Source organism: Rhizobium leguminosarum bv. viciae (assembly GCF_012276115.1).
Taxonomy (GTDB): domain Bacteria; phylum Pseudomonadota; class Alphaproteobacteria; order Rhizobiales; family Rhizobiaceae; genus Rhizobium; species Rhizobium leguminosarum_T.
This window is the reverse complement of sequence record NZ_WIEU01000061.1, coordinates 1-1,004: the sequence shown is the minus strand read 5'-3', so window position 1 is coordinate 1,004 and position 1,004 is coordinate 1. Positions and strand designations below refer to the sequence as shown.

Annotated in this window: 1 protein-coding gene; it reads left to right on the top strand. The window is 53.6% G+C overall.

Translation table 11 applies throughout. The annotated features are described in order from the left end of the window. Positions 1-58 precede the first annotated feature (58 nt). A partial coding sequence (locus GFM02_RS34775) for an IS481 family transposase (RefSeq protein ID WP_168324231.1) occupies positions 59-1,004 on the top strand: 946 nt, incomplete at its 3' end.

Here is a 1,004-nt window from a genome sequence, read left to right as displayed (position 1 = left end):
GGTGTTTAGTCCCGGCATTTGATGGTGCATTATTTTCCTTAGAATGGAGGGAGGCACTATGGGCCAGGTTCTACACGGGAGCGCCACAACGACAGAGGCAATCCGTCGAGCAATACAAAATAGTGAAGAGAGCCTGAGAGCGCTTTCAAAGCGGTATGGGGTCAATCAGAAGACGATAGCCAAATGGAAGAGACGGACATCATTGGCCGATCTTCCGACAGGCCCGAAGGACCCGCATTCGACAATCCTCTCTCTTGAAGAAGAAGCCGTCATCGTCGCCTTTCGCAGGCATACATTGCTGCCCCTTGATGACTGCCTCTATGCCCTTCAACCGACGATCGCGCATCTGACACGTTCGTCCCTGCACAGGTGTCTGCAGCGCCACGGCATTTCACGCCTGCCGGAAGTGAAAGGCGACAAAGAACCGAAGAAAAAGTTCAAAAGCTACCCGATCGGCTACTTCCACGTCGATATTGCCGAGGTGCAGACGGCTGAGGGCAAGCTCTATCTCTTCGTGGCGATTGATCGCACTTCCAAGTTCGCCTTCGCTGAGCTCTATGCCAAAGCTGGCAAGATGAATGCCGCCCAGTTCCTGCGCAACCTGATCGCGGCGGTGCCCTACACCATCCATACTATCCTGACCGATAATGGCATCCAGTTCACCAACCGGGCCTGTGACCAAAATGCTTTCCAGCACATCTTCGACCGAGTCTGTGAGGAATACGAGATCGAGCATCGCCTGACAAAGGTTAAGCACCCATGGACCAATGGGCAGGTCGAGCGGATGAACCGGACGATCAAGGAAGCGACTGTCAAGCGCTTCCACTACGACGATCACGCACAACTGAAAAAGCATCTCGCCGACTTCATCGACGCCTACAATTTTGGGCGCAGGCTCAAGACACTAAAGGGCCTCACCCCCTTCGAGTTCATCTGCAAAAGGTGGACTTCCGAGCCAGATCGATTCATCATCGATCCTATCCATCAAATGCCGGGACTAAACA